Source organism: Pseudoalteromonas sp. SWYJZ12, from assembly GCF_015864395.1.
GTDB lineage: Bacteria > Pseudomonadota > Gammaproteobacteria > Enterobacterales > Alteromonadaceae > Pseudoalteromonas > Pseudoalteromonas arctica.
Genome location: NZ_JADYXH010000003.1, coordinates 440,718 through 457,529, shown reverse-complemented (window position 1 = coordinate 457,529; position 16,812 = coordinate 440,718). Strand labels below are relative to the sequence as shown.

Here is a 16,812-nt window from a genome sequence, read left to right as displayed (position 1 = left end):
TTTATTTGTGTATTGGCGTGTCTAAGCCATTGAGTGGGTGGTTTTCGCCAAAGCGGTTAACAAAAAAGCTGTCTATTATTGTTTGTGGTACATCACTAAGTGTTTTGTATTGCCAATTAGGCGCGCCGTCTTTATCTATTAATAGCGCTCTTACGCCTTCTTGAAACTCACCTACTTCGCCAGCGCGCACCGACATACCCAGCTCCATTTTAAAACACGTTAATAAGCTTTTGCCTTTACTTGTTTTTAATTGCTCACTAACGAGTGCGCAGCTTAGTGGGCATCCCTGTTTTAGTGACTTTTGGGCCCGTTGTAGCCACTTATCGTCAGTGGTTAGCCCTAAAATATAATCTACCTGCTCCTGCAAAGTTGTAAACTCACCCAGCTTTTGAATCGTTTTGAGATTAGCTTTTATATTGCCTTTTGGCATACGCGCAGATTGGTTGTCTAAATCGGTTAATAACTTAGTTAAACGCTCATGATTTAAGCTTGCGGTTTTGCCCCATTTAGCTGCTAAAATTTGCGCAAGCATGGCATCATATTTAGTGCTGTCGATAAAGTGATCGGCAAGCGATACAAAACGCGCGTCGTCGCAGTTAATTGATGCCGACGTTAGCCCTAAAAATAACCCGACGTTTTGTGGCATTTTATGTAAAAAGTAACTCCCGCCTACATCTGGGTATAAACCTATGGTTTGCTCTGGCATGGCAATGCGTGATGTTTCAGTTACGACGCGATGGCTAGCACCGGCCATTAGCCCTAAACCGCCGCCCATTACTATGCCGTTACCCCAAACGAGGATAGGTTTATCAAAGGTATGAATAAGATAATCAAGCTTGTACTCAAGCGTAAAAAACTCTTCAACTAAGCTTGTTGGTTTACCTTGCGCCATTGCATGATGAAGGCTTACAACATCGCCACCGGCGCAAAATGCTTTATCGCCTGCGCCTTTTAACAAGACCATAGCAATAGCATCATCGTCTTGCCAAGCTCGCAATTGCGGTTCAAGTAACTTGATCATCTCAAAATTAAGTGCATTTAAGGCTTTTGGCGCGTTGAGTGTAATAAGCCCAATTAAACTGCCGTTTTCTGCGGTTGCGGTTTCAAATACCACGGGCTCATCGGCGTTATTTAATACTGTTAAAGCACTCATTAGCCGTTTACCCAGTTAGCGCGGCGTTTTTCTAAAAAGGCATTTACGCCTTCTTGTTGATCTTCGGTATCAAATAAACCAACAAATAACTCGCGCTCAAAAGGCAATACACTTGCCATTGGTTGATGGCGCCCTTTTTGAATCAATGTTTTACACGCTGCAACTGAGGTAGGGCTTTGCTCGCTTACTTGATTAGCTAGTTTTAATGCTGCCGCAAAGCTTTCACCCTGTGGTACTACTTCTTCTACTAAGCCAATTTGCAGGGCTTTATCGGCTTTTAAGCGCTCGCCGCATAAAATCATGCGTTTTGCCCAGCCTTCGCCTACAAGCCATGCTAAATTTTGTGTGCCACCAGCACAGGGTAATAAACCTACTTTAGCTTCAGGGAGCGCCATTTGTGCTTGCTCTTCCGCTATACGTACGTCGCACGCAAGCGCCACCTCTAAACCGCCGCCCATTGCATAGCCGTTTATGGCAGCAACCGACACGCCTCTAAAATTAGTAAGCGCTTCAAATGCTTCACCAAATACACGCGACATATCAGCAGCTACGCCTTTATCGCCACATGCAAATACGTTTAGATCGGCACCCGCGCTAAAAAACTTCTCGCCTTCGCCAGTCAGTACTAATGCATAAATATTTTTATTATTATTAAGCTCATTAACGGTATTTTTTAAATCAACTAGGGTGTCTTTTGTCCAGGTATTTGCTGGGGGGTTAGACATCGTTAAAATAGCAACATGACCTTCGGTTGTAAGTTCAATACTCGGATTAGATTTTGATTCTGACATACATTGCTCCTTATAAAACGTCGCTTGCAGACTCAGCTAAAATACGGCGCGCAATAATTACACGCATAATTTCGTTAGTGCCTTCTAAAATTTGATGAACGCGTACATCGCGTACATGGCGCTCAAGCGGGTATTCTTTTATGTAACCGTAACCACCATGAATTTGCAGTGCGTCGTTACATACAGTAAAGCCAACATCGGTAGCAAAGCGTTTAGCCATGGCGCAGTAAGTGGTTTTTTCAACGTCGTTATTATCAAGTTTAAATGCAGCAAGCCTAACCATTTGGCGCGCAGCTACAAGCTCGGTGTTCATATCGGCAATTTTAAATTGCAATGCTTGAAACGCAGCCAATGGTTTACCAAATTGTGTACGTTCTTTTAAATATTCACGGGCTGTATTAAGCGCCGCTTGCGCTGTACCAATTGAACATGTGGCAATGTTAATTCGGCCGCCATCAAGACCTTGCATCGCAAATTTAAAGCCTTCGCCCTCTGCGCCTAATAAGTTATGCGCCGGAATGCGCACATCTTCAAAGCTAATTAGGCGTGTAGGTTGTGCGTTCCAACCCATTTTTTCCTCAGCTTTGCCGTATTCCACGCCTTTTGCGTCGGCAGGCACTACAAATGCCGAAATACCAGCAGCGCCTTCGCCGCCTGTACGTGCCATTACCACTAATACTTCGGTTTCGCCCGCGCCCGATATAAACATTTTTGAGCCGTTAATAACGTACTCATCACCTTCAAGTACGGCTTTTGTTTTAAGTGATGCGGCGTCTGAACCCGAGCCTGGCTCTGTTAAACAGTAAGAGGCAAGTAACTCGCCCATTACTAATTGCTCAACGTATTTGTCTTTAACTGCATCGGTACCAAAACTTGCTACCATCCAGGTGGCCATATTATGAATGGTCAACATGGCCGTTGTTGCGGTACAGCCCATAGCAAGCTGCTCAAAAATAATGCTCGAATCTAAACGCGATAAACCAAGGCCGCCCGCTTCCTCTGGCGTGTATAAACCACAAAAACCAAGCTCGCCTGCTGCTTTAATCGTGTCTTTAGGAAAAATATGTTCGCGATCCCACTTTGCTGCATAAGGTGCGAGTTCTGACTCGGCAAATTGGCGTGCTGTTTGAGCAAAGGCTTGTTGATCTTCAGATAAGTTAAAGTCCATGTTAGACCTCTTTAATTGTGTAAGTTATGTTAGTTGTGTTGTTAGTGTCTCCCGTCACGGGAGTAGTTCGTGACGAGCGGCGAAGGCTTATGTGTGTTGTGTGTGAAGTAACCTTCGCGCCCATCTTTTTTATTAATTATTCTTTTATTTACTCATTTTTTAATTACGATTATTTTAAGTTAATGCTCATATTTGGACCCGACGCAATGTCGTCTTCAAACCAACGTGAGGTAATCGTTTTAGTTTCTGTGTAAAAACGAATGCCTTGTTTACCGTACGTGTGAGTATCACCGTAAAACGAGCCTTTCCAACCAGTGAACGAAAAGAACGGAAGTGGCACCGGAATTGGCACATTAATACCTACTTGGCCTACTTCAATTTCGTGTTGGAATTTACGAGCCACTGCGCCGCTTGAGGTAAATAACGAGGTACCGTTACCGTAAGGGCTGTCGTTAATAAGTGCGATTGCTTCATCAAGCGTGTCTACAAACATACACGCTAGTACTGGGCCGAATATTTCTTCTTTGTATAAATCCATCTCTTTGGTTACATCGGTAAATAACGTTGGGCCAACCCAGTTACCTTGCTCATACCCTTCAACTGTAAAGTCAGAACCATCAATTAAACAGGTAGCGCCTTGCTCTTTACCACCGGCAATGAGTGATAAAATACGTGCTTTTGCTGCTTTTGATGTTTGTGGACCGTATGCCGCGTTTGCATCATCCCACACGCCTGGGCGTACATTTTCAAAGCCTGCTTTAATTTCATCTACCCACTGACTTGCTTGACCTACAAATACAGCAACAGAAATACCCATACAACGTTGACCAGCAGCACCTACTGATGCGCCTACTAGGTTGTTTACAACATGCGATTTACTTGCATCAGGCATAATAACCATGTGGTTTTTAGCACCAACACACGCTTGCACACGTTTAAGGTTTTGCGTGCCTTTAGAATAAATATAAGCCCCTACACCACACGAGCCAACAAACGAAATAGCACGCACTGCTTTATCTTCTAATAGGCGGTCTACTTGTGGTTTTGTACCGTGAACAACTTGTAATACGCCTTTTGGTGCGCCAGCTTCAATAAATAGCTCTGCTAAACGCATTGGTGTAAGTGGATCTTGCTCAGACGGTTTTAAAATAAAGGTGTTACCACACACAATAGCCAGCGGGAACATCCAAAGTGGGATCATTGCAGGGAAGTTAAATGGTGTTACGCCCGCACACACGCCAAGTGGCTGCATGTAAGAATACGTATCGATTTTACGCGCTACGTTTTCCATTGTTTCACCCATCATTAATGATGGCGCGTTAGCGGCTTGTTCTACTACTTCAATACCACGCCAAACATCGCCTTTTGCATCTTCAAACGTTTTACCCAATTCGTGGCAAATAATGGTAGCAAGCTCATCGTGATGTTCTTTTAATAGCGCAGCGTACTTCATCATAATACGAGCACGTTCAGTAATGGGTACGTCTTTCCATGTTTTAAACGTCTCAGAGGCTGAGGCAATTGCCGCGTCCATTTCTGACTCGGTGGTGCATGGCACTTGTGCAAGTACTTCTTGAGTTGCTGGGTTTATAACATCGATAAGCTCTTTTGATGCTGATTGAATAAATTCGCCATTAATAAGTAGTGGTACTTGGTGCATGATTAAATCCTAGTGTGTGAGTTGTGTGTTCTCTTTTAAAATTGGTAGCGCCGCTTTGTTAGTATTATTAGTGCAGCGCTTTTATAGTTATTCGTATAGCTTTCTTATAACTGCTTAATACCTAGTTAATACGCTTCTACGGCCATAGCAACCGCTTCACCGCCACCAATACACAAAGACGCAATGCCTTTTTTAAGGCCTCGGTTTTTAAGGGCATGAATAAGCGTTACTAAAATACGCGCGCCGCTTGCACCAATTGGGTGGCCAAGTGCACATGCACCGCCGTTAACGTTTACTTTGCTTTCATCAAGTTTTAACTCGTTAATAGCCAGCATGGTTACCATGGCAAATGCTTCGTTAATTTCCCAAAGGTCAACGTCGTTTACAGCCCAACCTGCTTTTTCAAGCACGCTGCTTATTGCACCAACTGGCGCTACTGTAAATTCACTTGGTTTTTGAGAATGAGTACTGTGCGCTACAATTTTACAAAGCGGTGTTAAACCCTGCTCTTTTGCTTTTGATTCGCTCATTAATATAAGCGCCGCGCCACCGTCTGAAATTGACGATGAATTAGCCGCTGTAATGGTGCCGTCTTTTTTAAAGGCTGCACGCAGGCTTGGAATTTTTTCTGGGCGGGCGTTACCTGGTTGCTCGTCAATCGAAACTGTTACATCGCCTTTGCGTGTTTGCATCGTATGCGGGGCAACTTCGTTATCAAAACTGCCATTTTGTATCGCGGCTTTTGCTTTAGTTAATGAGCCTAATGCAAACGTATCCATTTGCTCGCGACCAATGCCGTATTCGTCGGCGGTGTCTTGTGCAAAACAACCCATTGCTTTGTTGTCGTAGGCATCTTCAAGACCGTCGCTCATCATGTGATCTTTTATTTCGCCATGCCCCATACGCATTCCGCCACGCGCTTTTGGAATAAAGTACGGTGCGTTTGTCATGCTTTCCATGCCACCAGCAATAGCAGATTGAATAGAGCCGGCTTTAATTAAATCGTTTGCAAGCATGGCGGCTTTTAAACCAGAGCCACATACTTTGTTAATTGTTGTAGCGCCAGTGCTAAGTGCAAGGCCTGCTTTTAACATTGCTTGGCGTGCGGGCGCTTGCCCAAGCCCTGCTGGTAATACACAGCCCATAATTACTTCATCTATTGCATCATTAGCTAAACCAGTTTGTGCAAGTGCACTGGCAATGGCGGTAGCGCCAAGCTCGGTAGACTGCGCATCACTTAACGCTCCCATAAAACCACCCATTGGGGTGCGTTTTGCTGCTACAATTACCACTGATTCTAAAGTCATAACTAACTCCGTTGTAATTTAATGCAAATAATTGTTAGTATATTTGCTCTATTAATTTAGTATTCATTTATTATTTAATACCTACACACAATACTAACGTTTACGCCAACGTCAACTAAAAACAGCTTAATTTTTAGTTTTATAAGTGTAAGCATTATTTTCCAGCTGTTAGGCCACACTGAGGAAATAAAATTAACCTACTGAAAATTAATAAAATAAGTCAACTCTTCGCGCCAACACTCCTTTATAGATAGTTTCAAAACACACCAAGCTTTACCTTTACGTAAACTTCACTTATATTGGAGTTATTCGAATGAGGTAAATACAATTATGAAACCAGACAATCAAACAAACTTTGCAAGCTCAGCCAAAATGCCGGCTAGTAATGAACAAACATTTAGCATTAGCGAACTCGCTAAAGAATTTGACATTACAACCCGCTCTATTCGCTTTTACGAAGATCAAGGGTTAATAACGCCTGATCGTAATGGTCAAACACGTATTTATTCAAAACGCGACAAAGTGCGTTTAAAACTAATATTACGTGGTAAACGATTGGGCTTTACGCTTGCTGAAACAGGCCGTTTGTTTGAACTGTACGACGCTGATAAGTCGAGTGCTAAGCAGCTGGTTACCATGCTTGATTTAATAGCCGATAAAAAGTCTGACCTATCTCAACAAATGGACGACATTAAAGTTGTTCTTATGGAGTTGGTGACGGCCGAGCGCCGCTGCAGAGACACGCTTAATAAAATAGACGAGTAAGTTTATTTTAAAATAACAACACACTGACAACACACACGTCACACAGGAATGAATCATGAGCACTATTTCACTATATAAAGAAATGAACTTTGGCCTAGGCGAAACCGCCGATATGATCCGCGACCACGTAAACAGTTTTGCGAGTCAGGAGATTGCCCCGCTTGCTGAAAAAACTGATTTAGATAACGCTTTCCCAAATCAACTTTGGGCTCAAATGGGCGAAATGGGCGTACTGGGTATGACCGTATCTGAAGAACTTGGCGGCGCCGGTTTAGGTTACTTAGAACATGTTATTGCTATGGAAGAGATTAGCCGTGCCAGTGCCTCTATAGGTTTAAGCTATGGAGCACATTCAAATCTGTGTGTTAATCAAATTAACCGTAACGGTACACAAGCTCAAAAAGAAAAATACTTACCTAAGCTTATTAGTGGCGAACACATTGGTGCCCTTGCAATGAGCGAGCCTAATGCGGGCTCTGATGTTGTATCGATGAAACTTAAAGCCGAGAAAAAAGGCGATAAGTACATCTTAAACGGCAACAAAATGTGGATCACCAATGGCCCCGACGCACACACGTTAGTTATTTACGCTAAAACAGATTTAAACGCCGGTGCTAAAGGCATTACCGCGTTTATTGTTGAGAGCAACTTTCCTGGTTTTTCTACGGCGCAAAAGCTCGACAAACTTGGCATGCGTGGCTCAAACACCTGTGAGCTGGTATTTGAAAACTGCGAAGTGCCAGAGGAAAACATTTTAGGTAACTTAAACGAAGGCGTTAAGGTACTTATGAGTGGCCTTGATTACGAACGCGTAGTACTTGCAGCAGGCCCGCTTGGCATAATGCAGGCGTGTATGGACATAGTGGTACCGTACATTCATGAGCGTAAACAGTTTGACACCCCTATTGGTCAATTTCAGTTAATTCAGGGCAAAGTAGCCGACATGTATACACAAATGAATGCTGCGCGCTCATATGTGTACACGGTAGCTCGCTCTTGTGACCGTGGCGAAACAACCCGTAAAGATGCTGCCGGTGCCATTTTATATGCCGCAGAGCTTGCGACTAAGATGGCGCTTGATGCGATTCAAATTTTAGGCGGAAATGGCTACATAAACGAATACGCAACAGGCCGCCTGCTTCGTGATGCTAAATTATACGAAATTGGTGCAGGTACATCAGAAATACGCCGCATGCTTATTGGCCGCGAACTTTTCACTGAAAGCCGTTAAGGATTAAACCATGACGATTTTAAAATCGAGCGTTAACCCTCACGATCCAACGTTTGTGCAAAACCATAAAAACATGTCGGCGCTGGTGGATGATTTACGCAGTAAAGTAGCAACAATTAGCCAAGGCGGAGGCGCTGCATTAAAGGAGCGCCACGAAGGCCGTGGTAAATTATTTGTACGCGACCGTATAAGTACGTTAATTGACGAAGGCTCACCGTTTTTAGAAATATCGCAATTTGCTGCCTTTGGTGTGTACGAACAAGCAATACCGTGCGCCGGTGTTGTAGCGGGTATAGGCCGTGTTAAAGGCATTGAATGCATGATTATTGCAAACGATGCCACGGTTAAAGGCGGTACGTATTTTCCGCTTACCGTTAAAAAACATTTACGCGCACAAGACATCGCAGAGCGCTGCCACTTACCGTGTATTTATCTTGTAGATTCGGGCGGTGCTAACCTGCCTGAGCAAGACGATGTATTTCCGGATAAGCTGCATTTTGGTCGTATTTTTTATAATCAAGCCCGTATGTCGGGTAAAGGCATTCCACAAATTGCCGTGGTAATGGGGTTATGTACCGCAGGTGGTGCGTACGTACCTGCTATGGCCGATGAAAGCATTATTGTAAAAGATCAAGGCACTATATTTTTAGCAGGTCCGCCGCTTGTAAAAGCAGCAACAGGCGAAGAAGTAACAGCCGAAGAACTAGGCGGCGCCGATGTGCACTGTAAAGTGTCGGGTGTTGCCGATCACTACGCTGAAAACGATGCTCATGCGCTTTCTATTGCGCGCCAATGTATTGAGCGCATTAACTACACACGCCCTACTGCGCCGTTACTTAAACAAGAGCTAGAAGATGTAAAACCACCTCGTTATGATATTAACGAGCTTTACGGCATTGTAGGCACCGACCTTAAAAAGCCGTTTGATGTACGCGAAGTAATAGCGCGCACTGTAGATGACTCATCATTTGATGAATTTAAACGCTACTTTGGTGAAACGTTAGTCACAGGTTTTGCCAGCATTTATGGCAACCCCGTTGGCATAGTGGCTAATAACGGTATTTTATTTAGTGAGTCGGCGCAAAAAGGCGCGCACTTTATTCAGCTGTGTGCTCAGCGCAATATTCCTTTAGTGTTTTTACAAAATATTACCGGCTTTATGGTGGGTAAAAAATACGAAGCCGAAGGCATTGCAAAGCACGGCGCTAAAATGGTGATGGCGGTTTCGTGTGCTGATGTGCCTAAATTTACAGTACTTATTGGCGGCTCTTACGGCGCAGGTAACTACGGAATGTGTGGCCGTGCATTTGAACCAACCATGATGTGGATGTGGCCTAATGCCCGTATTTCGGTAATGGGCGGCGAGCAAGCAGCGGGTGTAATGGCCCAAGTTAAACAAGATGGTTTAGCACGCAAGGGTCAAAGCATGAGCGAGCAAGAAATCAGTGACTTTAAAAAGCCAATTATTGACCAGTACGAAGAGCAAGGTCATCCGTATTACGCCAGCGCACGCTTGTGGGATGACGGTATTATAGACCCTGCTGACACGCGTAATGTATTAGGTCTTGCGTTAACAGCTGCGAATAACGCACCAAAACGTGATTCGAAATTTGGCGTATTTAGAATGTAACCGGAGCGCAAAATGTCAGTAACACTACAAATAACAAAATCTAATGTGGCTGTACTTGTGTTAAGTCGCCCAGAAAAAAGAAACGCATTTAACAGCGAAGTAATACACGAGCTGATTCAGTGTATTGAACATGCAAATACGCTTGATATTCGTGCCCTGGTTTTAAAAACAGAGGGTAAACACTTTTCAGCAGGCGCCGATTTAGCCTGGATGAAGTCGATGGCGGATAACAACTACGCCGATAACCTAGCTGATTCAATGCAATTAGCTAAATTAATGCAAGTGTTAGCAAGCTCGCCACACCCTACAATTTGCGCCGTGCAAGGTGCTGCTTTTGGTGGTGCTCTGGGCTTAATAGCCTGTTGCGACATAGCCCTTAGTAAAGACGATGCACAATTTTGTTTAAGCGAAGTAAAGCTGGGTCTTATTCCGGCTGTTATTAGCCCGTATGTAATTAAAGCTATTGGTGAGCGCGCTGCTCGCAGGTACTTTTTAACGGCTGAAGTGTTTGATGCACATACTGCTAAGCAACTTGGTTTAATTCATCAAGTAACCGGTAATTTAGACTGTGCGGTCGATAATATGCTGCAAACACTGATTGATAACGGACCTGTTGCAGTAAAAGCCGCTAAAGCATTAATTAACGATGTAGCAAATAAACCAATTACCAATGAACTCATTGAGCTTACCGCAGAGCGTATTGCAAAAATTCGCGTATCTGAAGAAGGTCAAGAAGGGCTAAGTGCTTTTTTTGATAAACGCCCACCCGCTTGGCAACTGTAGGATTGATTATGAACACACAACGATTACAAAAAATACTGATTGCCAATCGTGGAGAAATTGCGTGCCGTGTAATGCGCAGCGCAAAACAAATGGGCTTAACCACGGTCGCGGTTTATTCTGATGCTGACAAACATGCCCAGCACGTAAAAATGGCTGACGAGGCTTACCATATTGGTGCCGCACCAAGTAAAGATTCGTATTTGGTGGCAGACAAAATTTTACAAGTTGCCAAAGACTGCGGCGCTGATTGTATTCACCCAGGCTATGGTTTTTTATCTGAAAACAGCGAATTTGCTAAAGCCTGCGAAGCTAACAACATTGCTTTTGTAGGACCACCAGCAAGTAGCATTGAAGCAATGGGATCTAAAACCCGCGCTAAAGAAATAATGGCAGCTGCTAATGTGCCATTAGTACCTGGTTATTATGGTGATAAACAAGCCCCTGCTTTTTTACAAAGTGAAGCTGAAAAAATTGGCTACCCTGTACTAATTAAAGCCGCCTTTGGTGGCGGTGGTAAAGGCATGCGCGTTGTACAAAATGCCAAACAATTTATGAGTGCACTTGAGGGCGCACAACGTGAAGCGATTGCCGGTTTTGGTAACGATTTAGTATTGCTTGAGCGCTACGTAAACCAGCCTCGCCATGTTGAAGTGCAAGTATTTGCAGATAACCATGGCAACTGTGTTTATTTAGGCGATCGTGATTGTTCTTTGCAACGTCGTCATCAAAAAGTAATTGAAGAAGCCCCTGCTCCGGGTTTATCTGACGAGCTACGCAAAGAAATGGGCGAAGCAGCTGTACGTTGTGCGCTGGCTATAAATTATAGAGGCGCTGGTACGGTTGAGTTTTTACTGTGTGGCGATGAATTTTTCTTTATGGAAATGAATACGCGCCTTCAAGTAGAGCACCCAGTGACCGAAATGGTAACCGGTGTAGATTTAGTCAACTGGCAAATTAATATTGCGGGTGGGCAAACATTGCCACTGACACAAAGTGATATTCAATTGCAGGGTCATAGCTTTGAAGCGCGTATATACGCAGAAGATCCAGCTAACGACTTTATCCCGTGCTCAGGCACTATTGAAGCGCTACATACGCCACTTAACAGCGAATTTGTACGCATTGATACAGGCATTGCACAAGGCGACGAAATCAGCCCGTTTTACGACCCGATGATTGCAAAACTTATTGTGCACGATGATAATCGCGAAAAAGCATTGAGCCGCTTACAACACGCCCTTGAACAATTTCATTTAGCGGGTTTTAGCACTAACATTGGCTTTTTACATAATTTAGCAAGCCACCCTACGTTTAAACAAGGCGCGCCAAGTACACACTTTATTGCAGAGCAAGGTGATTCGTTAGTAGCGGTTGATGAATCGTTATTGCAAGCAAGTCAGCTTATTGGTGCTTTTGCCTATTTAGAATCGTTAACTAGCACCCAAAATGCGCAAAACAGTGCTAGCCCTTGGCAACAACTAAGCGGTTTTACACTCAATGCTCCGCAAGCAATTAAAGTCCCTTTTGCTGATTTACAGCTAAGCGCTATAAAAACGAAAGCGGGCTACACTATTACGCATAACGAGCACGTATTTAACCTACAAGGCACATTAAATAACAATCTTTGCAGTGTATTTATTAATGGCGAAAAACACAGCGCACACGTAACTACGGTAGATAGTAATACGGTAGGTAATAGTGTAACGGTGATGAATAAAGCACTGCAAACTAAGCTTGAACTAGTTGATAAACATTATATTAGTTCGCACGAAAGCGAAGCTCTGCCACTTGCCGCCCCGCTTAATGGTACGGTAGTAAAACACTTAATCGATATTGGTAGCACAATTTCCAAAGGCGATGCGGTTGTTATTATTGAAGCCATGAAAATGGAATACACGCTTAACGCACCACACGACGGCATTTTAAAAAGCTATTGTTTTGGTGAAGGCGAATTAGTAACCCATGGTGCCCTGCTTGCGATAGTAGAAGATACGACTGAGGAAGGTGCATAATGAATGCCTTTCCAAGTAAAGTACGTATTGTTGAAGTTGGTGCGCGAGACGGTCTACAAAACGAAAAAACAGTAAGCACAGCTGATAAAGTAGCGCTTATTAACGCCCTAAGTGCTGCAGGTTTAAAAGATATTGAAGCTGGCGCGTTTGTTTCTCCTAAATGGGTGCCACAAATGGCAGACTCAGCGGATGTAATATCAGCCCTTAATTTGCCCGATGTAAATTTAAGCGCTCTTACACCTAACTTAAAAGGTGCACAAGCAGCGCATGCTGTAGGCATTAAAGAGTTTGCTATATTTACCGCTGCAAGTGAGTCATTTTGTCAAAAAAACATAAACTGCTCAATAGAGCAAAGTATTGAGCGCTTTAGCGAGGTAATGGCGTTTGCTAAAGCTAATAACATCCGCGTACGTGGTTATGTAAGCTGTGTGCTAGGTTGCCCCTATGAGGGTGAGATCAACCCACAGGCAGTATTAAGTGTATCGCAAAAGCTATTAGATTTAGGGTGCTACGAAGTAAGCCTTGGCGATACCATTGGTGTTGGCACCGCTAAAAAAGTAACGCAGTTAATTGAGTTACTTTTAACGCACATTGATAAAACTAAGTTGGCTGTGCATTTTCATGATACTTACGGCCAAGCGCTCACAAATATTTACGCAGCTTTAAGCCTAGGTATAGCAACGGTTGACGCGGCAGTTGCAGGCCTTGGTGGCTGTCCTTATGCTAAGGGTGCGTCAGGAAATGTTGCCACCGAAGATGTAGTTTACTTACTGCAAGGGCTTGGCATTGAACACGGAATTGATTTACAAAGGTTAAGCTGCGCTGGCTGGGAGATCACCAAAGCACTTGGTAAGCAACCTGTGAGTAAAGTATCTGTGGCACTGCACACTAAATAGCTATCTTATAAAATGATGATTCAGGATAGTTAACAACAAATAGCACACATTGAGGAGAGACTCATGGCCGGTTTTGATAAGGTAGTTTATAGCTACGAAGCTGCAATGGAAGGATTAAAAGATGGCGATACCATTATTGCCGGTGGTTTTGGTTTATGTGGTATTCCTGAGGGCTTAATTAAACAAATTAAGCACATGCAAACAAAAGACTTAACCGTGGTATCTAATAACTGTGGTGTTGATGACTTTGGTTTAGGTATTTTATTACAAGACAAACAAATCAAAAAAGTAGTTGCCTCGTACGTTGGTGAAAACGCCCTATTCGAGCAGCAGTTATTAAGTGGCGAAATTGATGTAGAGCTTACACCACAAGGTACACTTGCTGAAAAAATGCGTGCTGGTGGCGCGGGTATACCTGCGTTTTACACCGCTACCGGTTACGGTACTCCTGTGGCTGAAGGCAAAGACGTAAAAGAATTTAATGGTCGCCCGTATATTTTAGAAGAGTCTATAACAGGTGAATTTGCCATAGTAAAAGCATGGAAAGCCGATCGTTACGGTAATTTAGTGTTTAGACACACCGCCATGAACTTTAATCCAATGGCAGCAACGGCTGGCAAAATTACCGTTGCCGAAGTAGAAGAAATTGTAGAGCCGGGTGAGCTTGAACCAAGCCAAATTCATACACCGGGTATTTTTGTAAATCGCGTTATTAAAGGCAACTTTGAAAAACGCATTGAACGTGTAACAACACGAGATTAAGCAGGAGCATAATTATGGCATTATCACGTGAACAAGTTGCAATGCGCGTTGCACAAGAACTTCAAGACGGTTACTACGTAAATTTGGGCATAGGAATTCCGACACTCGTCGCAAACTATGTACCGGATGATATTGAAGTTATGTTACAGTCCGAAAATGGCCTTTTAGGCATGGGTCCGTACCCTACTAAAGCAGAGCTAGATGCCGATATGATTAACGCGGGTAAAGAAACCGTGACAGCAGCTAAAGGTGCAGCCATATTTAATAGTGCAGATAGTTTTGCCATGATACGGGGTGGTCATGTAGACTTAACTGTTCTGGGTGCATTTGAAGTTGACCAGAACGGCAACATCGCATCGTGGATGATCCCTAAAAAGCTGATTAAAGGCATGGGTGGCGCGATGGATTTAGTCGCTGGCGCGAAAAATATTATTGTTACTATGACCCATGCAAGTAAGCATGGTGACTCTAAACTATTAGAGTCCTGCTCTTTACCGCTTACTGGCGTTAATTGCGTAAAAAAAATAGTAACAGATTTAGCCGTATTAGAAGTTAAAGACGGCGCATTTCATTTATTAGAACGCGCTCCGGGCGTTACTGTTGATGAAATCATTAGTAAAACAGCAGGTAAATTACTTGTTGACGGTGAAGTACCAGAAATGGTTTTTTAGGTTTTAGCTTAAAAATAACGCTTTCCCCTGTACCGACCTCATTCCCAGTGCCAATGGCGCTGAGTTACCCAAAATCCCTCTCACGAGGGATTTTTTTTATCTTTTGCCATTATTTTTACCGTCATTCATACATCTGTAGTAAATTTTATCTATAATACAAATATAAATTAAATGTAAGCGCTTAGATTCTTTGCACTATTTTGTGGATAGTCTGCACCCTTTTTGTGAACTAGCGTTGAATTTATTTTTAACCTACTGATATTTATATATTAAATAGTTGGTTCAAATTTTGCCTAAGTAAGGCGTCTCAATAAATTAAATAATTCTGGAAAACATGCAAACTCCTATTCGTGGCCTTCGCTCTTTTTGCTTTGCCGCAAGAAGCCTAAGTTTTAAGCATGCAGCTAATGAGCTGTACTTAACGCCGTCTGCGGTAAGCCATCAAATAAAACAACTTGAAGAACAACTTGGTATTGAACTTTTTCAACGTAAAACGCGTTCAATTAGCTTAACCACAGCGGGTAAAAACTTTTTTGATGCAGTGTCTCCTATCATCACAATGTTAGAGGGCACCATTAACGAGTTTAGTCAGATGCAGCAAAATACAAATTTGACAATTACGTTGCCTGAGTTTTTTGCCAGCGAGCTACTCATGCCTAAATTAAGTGAGTGGACGTCAGAGCATCCTAATATAAACCTGCAAATGGACACGCTTAAAACACGCAAAGAGTTAACGCGTCATAGCGATTTATCTATTGTATTGTCCTCTGGTAAACCTACTGAAGGGTTAGCGACTGAGTTGTTTAACCTTGAATATATCCCTGCATGTAATAAAAAATTGCTCGACCAATGGAGGGACGATCATCGTCAAGCGCTTAACCAAGTTCCGCTGATCCTCCACAAAGCTCGCCCTTGGGCATGGCACCAGTGGGCCGAAAAAGCGGGTATTGATGACTTTTCTCCTTCGCAGATTATTCAAATAGATAGCATGTTTGGTGTAGCGCGTGCAGCGCAGCAAGGCATGGGCATTGCACTTATTCCACTGCCTATTAGTCAAAGCTGGTTAGATGAGCAATGGCTTTATAAATTATTCGAGCAGCCTTTAACAACTAAAGATAAATACTATTTAGTACAGCACGAATCAAGCACGCCTAATCACCCGCTTGATTTATTTGCGAAGTGGGTTGTAAATACGTTTAGAAAAATCCAAGAATAATCCCCTATTAGACGAGCTCATTAATAGAACCCACTCTGTGTTTTATTACTGAACTCGTCTAAACCTCTCTGCAATTTTTAATAATATTTTTTATTTAAATACATAAGCTTAACGCCGAGCATTAGACTAAAGTCTATAGTTTAATTTTTTTCACTCATTGGTTTCATTTTTATCGTTTGTCGAAAATAAAGTTAAATATTAAAGTTACTTCATCAGCTCAAAACAACTTAGTTAATTTGTTTTTTAAGAGCAATAAATGCAACCTTTTGAGTTTTAGTAACTCAAACTTAGCAGTGAAAAGAATCTTATATTGTGTGTGTAAGATGTTGTCAGTGTGAAAAAGCGGTTCAAGTTAGGTGGTGACTTGGCTTGAACTGTTTTTATTCTTGGCTCAACCACATGATATGCATTACAAAGCTACTAAAGCGTAGCAAACCGAATCTTTATATTGTGTGTGAAGATGTTGTCAGTGTGAAAAAGCGGTTCAAGTTAGGTGGTGACTTGGCTTGAACTGTTTTTATTTTTGGCACAAACCACATGATATGCATTACCAGGCTACTAAAGCGTAGCAAACAGAATCTTTATATTGTGTGTGAAGATGTTGTCAGTGTGAAAAGCGGTTCAAGTTAGGTGGTGACTTGGCTTGAACTGTTTTTATTCTTGGCTCAACCACATGATATGCATTACAAGGCTACGTAAGAGTCGTAAACAGAATCTTTATATTGTGTGTGAAGATGTTGTCAGTGTGAAAAGCAGTTCAAGTTAGG

General features: G+C 42.8%; 14 protein-coding genes. 9 read left to right on the top strand and 5 right to left on the bottom strand.

Going from position 1 to position 16,812, the window contains the following annotated elements:
• Nucleotide 1: 1 nt before the first annotated feature.
• The 5 genes from I6F42_RS06345 to I6F42_RS06325 all read right to left on the bottom strand — a co-directional run bounded on the left by I6F42_RS06345 (nt 2) and on the right by I6F42_RS06325 (nt 6,079).
• A complete protein-coding gene (locus I6F42_RS06345) occupies nt 2-1,153 on the bottom strand; it encodes an enoyl-CoA hydratase/isomerase family protein (RefSeq protein WP_197151530.1) in 1,152 nt (383 codons plus the stop codon).
• Complete coding sequence (locus tag I6F42_RS06340; RefSeq protein WP_197151527.1) at nt 1,153-1,944, bottom strand: enoyl-CoA hydratase; 792 nt, start codon at nt 1,942-1,944, stop codon at nt 1,153-1,155. Before I6F42_RS06340 ends, I6F42_RS06345 begins: the two co-directional genes overlap by 1 nt.
• A 10-nt stretch (nt 1,945-1,954) precedes the next feature.
• Entirely contained in the window at nt 1,955-3,112 is a 1,158-nt protein-coding gene (locus I6F42_RS06335) for an acyl-CoA dehydrogenase family protein (protein WP_010552837.1), read from the bottom strand.
• 169 nt (nt 3,113-3,281) lie between these two features.
• Complete coding sequence (locus I6F42_RS06330; protein WP_007376568.1) at nt 3,282-4,772, bottom strand: CoA-acylating methylmalonate-semialdehyde dehydrogenase; 1,491 nt, start codon at nt 4,770-4,772, stop codon at nt 3,282-3,284.
• Nucleotides 4,773-4,897: 125 nt separating this feature from the next.
• Complete coding sequence (locus I6F42_RS06325) at nt 4,898-6,079, bottom strand: acetyl-CoA C-acyltransferase (RefSeq protein WP_197151525.1); 1,182 nt, start codon at nt 6,077-6,079, stop codon at nt 4,898-4,900.
• A gap of 330 nt (nt 6,080-6,409) precedes the next feature.
• On the opposite strand from I6F42_RS06325, the gene I6F42_RS06320 reads away from it, so the two are divergent.
• From I6F42_RS06320 to I6F42_RS06280, 9 genes are all read left to right on the top strand, one after another.
• Nucleotides 6,410-6,844 carry a MerR family DNA-binding transcriptional regulator gene (locus I6F42_RS06320; protein ID WP_024592405.1) on the top strand — a complete coding sequence of 145 codons (435 nt, stop codon included), beginning with the start codon at nt 6,410-6,412 and terminating at the stop codon, nt 6,842-6,844.
• Nucleotides 6,845-6,899: 55 nt separating this feature from the next.
• Nucleotides 6,900-8,075, top strand: coding sequence for an isovaleryl-CoA dehydrogenase (locus I6F42_RS06315; protein ID WP_024590171.1), 1,176 nt, complete (start codon nt 6,900-6,902; stop codon nt 8,073-8,075).
• Between the two features lie 10 nt (nt 8,076-8,085).
• Nucleotides 8,086-9,705, top strand: coding sequence for a carboxyl transferase domain-containing protein (locus tag I6F42_RS06310; RefSeq protein ID WP_166110958.1), 1,620 nt, complete (start codon nt 8,086-8,088; stop codon nt 9,703-9,705).
• Between the two features lie 12 nt (nt 9,706-9,717).
• Entirely contained in the window at nt 9,718-10,488 is a 771-nt protein-coding gene (locus I6F42_RS06305; RefSeq protein WP_197151522.1) for an enoyl-CoA hydratase/isomerase family protein, read from the top strand.
• A gap of 8 nt (nt 10,489-10,496) precedes the next feature.
• Nucleotides 10,497-12,500 carry an acetyl/propionyl/methylcrotonyl-CoA carboxylase subunit alpha gene (locus tag I6F42_RS06300; RefSeq protein WP_197151521.1) on the top strand — a complete coding sequence of 668 codons (2,004 nt, stop codon included), beginning with the start codon at nt 10,497-10,499 and terminating at the stop codon, nt 12,498-12,500.
• On the top strand, nt 12,500-13,396 hold the full coding sequence (locus tag I6F42_RS06295) for a hydroxymethylglutaryl-CoA lyase (RefSeq protein ID WP_170070952.1): 897 nt from the start codon (nt 12,500-12,502) through the stop codon (nt 13,394-13,396). The genes I6F42_RS06300 and I6F42_RS06295 overlap by 1 nt, the downstream gene beginning before the upstream one ends.
• Before the next feature lie 63 nt (nt 13,397-13,459).
• Nucleotides 13,460-14,158, top strand: a complete 699-nt coding sequence (locus tag I6F42_RS06290; protein WP_021032050.1) for a CoA transferase subunit A — start codon at nt 13,460-13,462, stop codon at nt 14,156-14,158.
• A 14-nt stretch (nt 14,159-14,172) separates the two neighbouring features.
• Nucleotides 14,173-14,829, top strand: a complete 657-nt coding sequence (locus tag I6F42_RS06285; protein ID WP_077537942.1) for a CoA transferase subunit B — start codon at nt 14,173-14,175, stop codon at nt 14,827-14,829.
• 334 nt (nt 14,830-15,163) lie between these two features.
• On the top strand, nt 15,164-16,045 hold the full coding sequence (locus I6F42_RS06280) for a LysR family transcriptional regulator (RefSeq protein ID WP_024590165.1): 882 nt from the start codon (nt 15,164-15,166) through the stop codon (nt 16,043-16,045).
• Nucleotides 16,046-16,812: the final 767 nt, after the last annotated feature.